Source organism: Okeania sp. SIO3B5 (genome assembly GCF_010692555.1).
Lineage (GTDB): Bacteria > Cyanobacteriota > Cyanobacteriia > Cyanobacteriales > Microcoleaceae > Okeania.
Genome location: NZ_JAAHHG010000681.1, coordinates 1 through 4,555, shown reverse-complemented (window position 1 = coordinate 4,555; position 4,555 = coordinate 1). Strand labels below are relative to the sequence as shown.

3 protein-coding genes are annotated in these 4,555 nt (G+C 41.5%); 2 read left to right on the top strand and 1 reads right to left on the bottom strand.

Translation table 11 applies throughout. From position 1 onward, the window contains the following. Window positions 1–151: 151 nt before the first annotated feature. Complete coding sequence (locus F6K54_RS40800) at window positions 152–469, top strand: hypothetical protein (RefSeq protein WP_293090165.1); 318 nt, start codon at window positions 152–154, stop codon at window positions 467–469. Window positions 470–801: 332 nt separating this feature from the next. On the opposite strand, the gene acnB is transcribed toward F6K54_RS40800, so the two are convergent. Next, complete coding sequence (acnB, locus tag F6K54_RS40795; RefSeq protein ID WP_293090163.1) at window positions 802–3,399, bottom strand: bifunctional aconitate hydratase 2/2-methylisocitrate dehydratase; 2,598 nt, start codon at window positions 3,397–3,399, stop codon at window positions 802–804. A 972-nt stretch (window positions 3,400–4,371) separates the two neighbouring features. On the opposite strand from acnB, the gene F6K54_RS43615 reads away from it, so the two are divergent. Beyond that, a complete protein-coding gene (locus F6K54_RS43615) occupies window positions 4,372–4,467 on the top strand; it encodes a helix-turn-helix domain-containing protein (protein WP_202223267.1) in 96 nt (31 codons plus the stop codon). Window positions 4,468–4,555: the final 88 nt, after the last annotated feature.

Below are 4,555 nucleotides of genomic sequence, written 5' to 3'. Positions count from 1 at the left end.
CCGCCATTAAAATTGATGGTGATTTTGTTGCCTTAAGACCACCAGGCGATAAACCCAGTATATATATATCCAAGTATTTCCAGGGTGGCAGGTGTCCGTATCTAAAAATTTATGACTATACCAAAACACCTGGTTTGATTTAGGAACAGTTTTGTATAACAGACACAATAAAGATTTACAGGGAGAAGAAATTCATTTCCTTGGCAATAGCAATATCACTAAACTTAGACTTGAAGAAAGAGAAAAGGAAATAACGTTTATTGATTCAATTACTATTAAATATGTAGATACTCACGATGGTCTGGAACACGAGGTAAATTTAAACCAACCTAATTTGAATTCGGCAGATGGTGTCTATATGCAGCTTTTTGAAGGAGATTCATTTGAGATTAACCTAACTACTCTCATTCCATCTGATTCTTCCGATATTAGGCTTAAAATCAATGGGTATTATCAACAGACAATTTAGTAAAATTGTTAGGATACCTCTTTATGTTTACTTGTCAAAAATACTATTTTCTTATCTGCTTTAATTTTAAAATTGAGGGTTGGAGTTAACCCACCCTAAACTCACTGACAGTGCTTTTCAAATTGATGAACCACATCGCCATAACCCAAACCCTGTAAGGGCGACAAAAACCAGTAAGGGCGAATGCCATTCGCCCCTACTGTATGAAATAAGGATGTCACAAATAGTTTCAAACTTTAAAGATAAAATAATTGCCTGAAACTATTGTATTGTCAAAGTTTTTAGCCGATCAAATCTTACTTTTGACTTTTGACTTTTGAATTTTGACTTCTTCACGCTGGCATCCCCAAAATATCCTCAATTTTCGGCATCTCCTCCAACGGAATCACCCGACCTTCATCCTCAAAACCAGCAATTTGATCGAAATTCAAATACCGATACAAATCGCCCGCAAACGGATCGACTTTCTCCTTCATAATCTCCAAATACTCATCCACACTAGGTATCCGACCCAACAACGCACATACCGCCGCCAACTCAGCGGAACCCAAATAAACACGAGCGCCTTTACCCATGCGGTTATTAAAATTCCTGGTGGAAGTCGAGAACACTGTCACCCCATTTTCAACACGCGCTTGATTTCCCATACACAAAGAACATCCAGGCATTTCCGTCCGCGCACCAGCAGCAGCAAATACACCATACATTCCTTCCTCCCGCAACTGTTTCTCATCCATACGAGTTGGTGGACAAATCCACAATACACCTTTGACTCGCCCTGCACCTTCCAATACTTTCGCAGCAGCACGATAATGACCAATATTTGTCATGCAGGAACCGATAAACACTTCATCAATTTTATCCCCCGCACATTCCGACATCAATTTAATATTATCCGGGTCATTGGGTGCTGCCACAATAGGTTCTTTAATTTCATTCAAATCTACCTCAATAATTTCCGCATATTCTGCATCTGCATCCCCTGACATCAACTCTGGATTTGCCAACCATTGCTCCATCTTGGCAACTCGACGCATAATAGTCCGCGCATCTGGATAACCCCGCGCCACCATATTTTTCAACAACGTAATATTAGAACGCAGATACTCAGAAACAGTCTCCGTACCTAACTTAATCGTTGAACCAGCACAGGAACGTTCTGCCGTCGCATCGGTCAATTCAAAAGCCTGCTCAACTTTCAAATCTGGCAAACCTTCCATTTCCATAATTCGTCCGGAGAACACATTTTTCTTATTCTCTAGCGCTACAGTTAACAACCCTTTTTGAATCGCCACATAAGGAATAGCATTGACAATATCCCGCAATGTCACCCCAGGTTGTAACTTACCCTTAAACCGAACCAAAACAGATTCTGGCATATCCAATGGCATCAAACCCAAAGCTGCTGCAAATGCTACCAAACCAGAACCCGCAGGAAAAGAAATTCCCAAAGGAAAACGGGTATGAGAGTCGCCCCCTGTTCCTACTGTATCCGGTAACAACATCCGGTTTAACCAAGAGTGAATAATGCCATCTCCCGGACGCAACGCTACTCCACCGCGAGCAGAAAAGAAATCAGGTAACTCTTTGTGAGTCTTAATATCAACTGGTTTGGGATAAGCAGCAGTATGACAAAAACTCTGCATTACTAAGTCGGAGCTGAAACCTAAACAGGCGAGTTCTTTCATTTCATCCCTGGTCATAGGTCCTGTGGTATCTTGAGAGCCTACTGTTGTCATCAATGGTTCGCAAGCAGTACCGGGACGAACCCCTGGTAAACCGCAAGCTTTACCTACCATTTTTTGTGCCAAGGTGAAACCTTTTCCTGTTTCTGCTGGCATTTGGGGACGGGTAAATACAGTGCTAGTCTCTAATCCCAGAGCATTGCGAGTTTTGTCGGTGAGGGTACGCCCAATTAATAGGGGAATACGCCCACCTGCTTGCACTTCGTCGAAGATAGTTTCTGGTTTAAGGGTGAATGTGGAAATTATTTCTCCTGCTTCGTTGGTTATCTCGCCTTTGTAGGGATGAATAGTTATTACCATTCCTGTTTCCATTTTGGTAACATCACATTCGATGGGTAATGCGCCAGAGTCTTCGGCAGTATTGAAGAAAATAGGAGCAATTTTACCACCGAGGATATATCCACCAGATCGCTTATTAGGAATATGAGGAATATCTTCTCCAATGTGCCATAACACGGAGTTACAGGCAGATTTCCGGGATGAACCTGTACCGACAACATCCCCAACGTAGGCAACTGGATGACCTTTTTGTTTTAATTCCGCAATAGTTTTCAACCCTTCTGGCATTTTTGACTCTAGCATAGCTAATGCGTGGAGTGGAATGTCGGGACGGGTGGTGGCGTGGGGAGCAGGTGAGAGGTCGTCGGTGTTGGTTTCGCCAGGAACTTTGAAGACGGTGATGGTTATTGTTTCTGGGAGTTGGGGGCGAGTGGTAAACCATTCTGCTGCTGCCCAGGAATCTACTACTTTTTTGGCGTAGGGGTTTGTTTGTGCCAGTTCTATAACATCGTTGAAAGCGTCATATACTAACAGAATTTTACTTAGGGCAGTGGCTGCTGTGCTGGCCAGTTCAGAATTTTCCGATTTGAGTATGTCGATCAAGGACTGGACGTTATAGCCACCTACCATTGTTCCCAAAAGTTCGACGGCATAGGTGGGGGAAATTAGGGGACTTGTAATTTCTCCTTTGGCAATACCTGTGAGAAATCCTGCTTTGACATAAGCTGCTTCGTCTACTCCAGGGGGAACGCGATCGCGCAGTAATGCCATTAATTTTTCTTCTTTTCCTGCTGGTGGATTTTTCAGCAGTTCACATAATTCTGATGTTTGTTGGGCATCTAGTGGTAGTGGTGGGATTCCTAAATCTGCTCGTTGTTTAACATGATTGTTATAGTTATCTAACATTGTTCGGGTGTCCTCCAGTTTTACTTCTATAATTTTAGATATATTTGATGCAATATCCCATCAATATCAATAGACATCTCCATAAAAGAGGAAATAGGGAATAGGGAATAGGGAATAGGGAACCCACCCCTCGCACCTCCCAGTAGGGGAAGAAATGATAATTTCTGTACGATAATTGATTTTATTTTTGATTTTTACCAGATGTCTAATATTAGGAAGGGTAAGGTAACTAAAAAAACAGTGGATTTTAATACTACTCAGTTGTCTATTTTATACAGACTATTGTTTATCAAGTTGTTAAAATTTTATATAAATATTTCAGCTATGCTATAATTGTATGATATGGCTAATTTTTGATCGCTACCGACTTGAAGAAGTCATCATACCGTTTCACGGAAGTCAGGTAGGGGAGTCGCCGGATTGGTGAGGTACAAAACTCAGAAGGAGCGAAGTGAAAAAAGTATTGACTATATAATAGACATCTCCAGAAAAGAGGCAACAGCTCATATGGCAACAGGGAACCCACCCCTAACCTCTCCGGTGGAGGTAGGGCTGTTTCATTCTCGATAGACACGGGGACGGGGAGACACGGGGACACGGAGACACGGGGACACGGAGACACGGAGACACGGGGATGAGGGCTTTTAATCATAAATTAAAAGTTGACTTTTCACCATTTTAGTCAGAGTAAAAGGGATGCTTATTGGCGCTCAAAATCGGCAAATTTTGGCAAATTTCACTGTTCCACAATGCCCTCATCTCCCGTTCTCCCTAAATCTTTAATCTACAATACTTTGAAACAGCCCTGCCTCCCAGGAGGGGAATAATTGATAATTTATGGATAAGAATTGATTTTATTTTTGATTTTTACCGAATTATTAATTATTAACTATTAATAATTAAACAATTCGCGCCTTGAAGCCTCCCCTTTTAATAAATATGTTATCATGTTGTTAGTTTAAAAGTCAATTTATGAAAGCTAGATTTAAGTATCGTATCTATCCAACGCCGGGACAAAAATACCGATTAGCCAAGCTATTTGGCTGTGTCCGTGTGGCGAGTGAATGATAGTCTAGCTTACTCCCAACAGAAGTATAAATCAGCAGAAAAGAAACCTGACTTATCAGAACTACAAAAGCTTTTTATTACTCAAGCT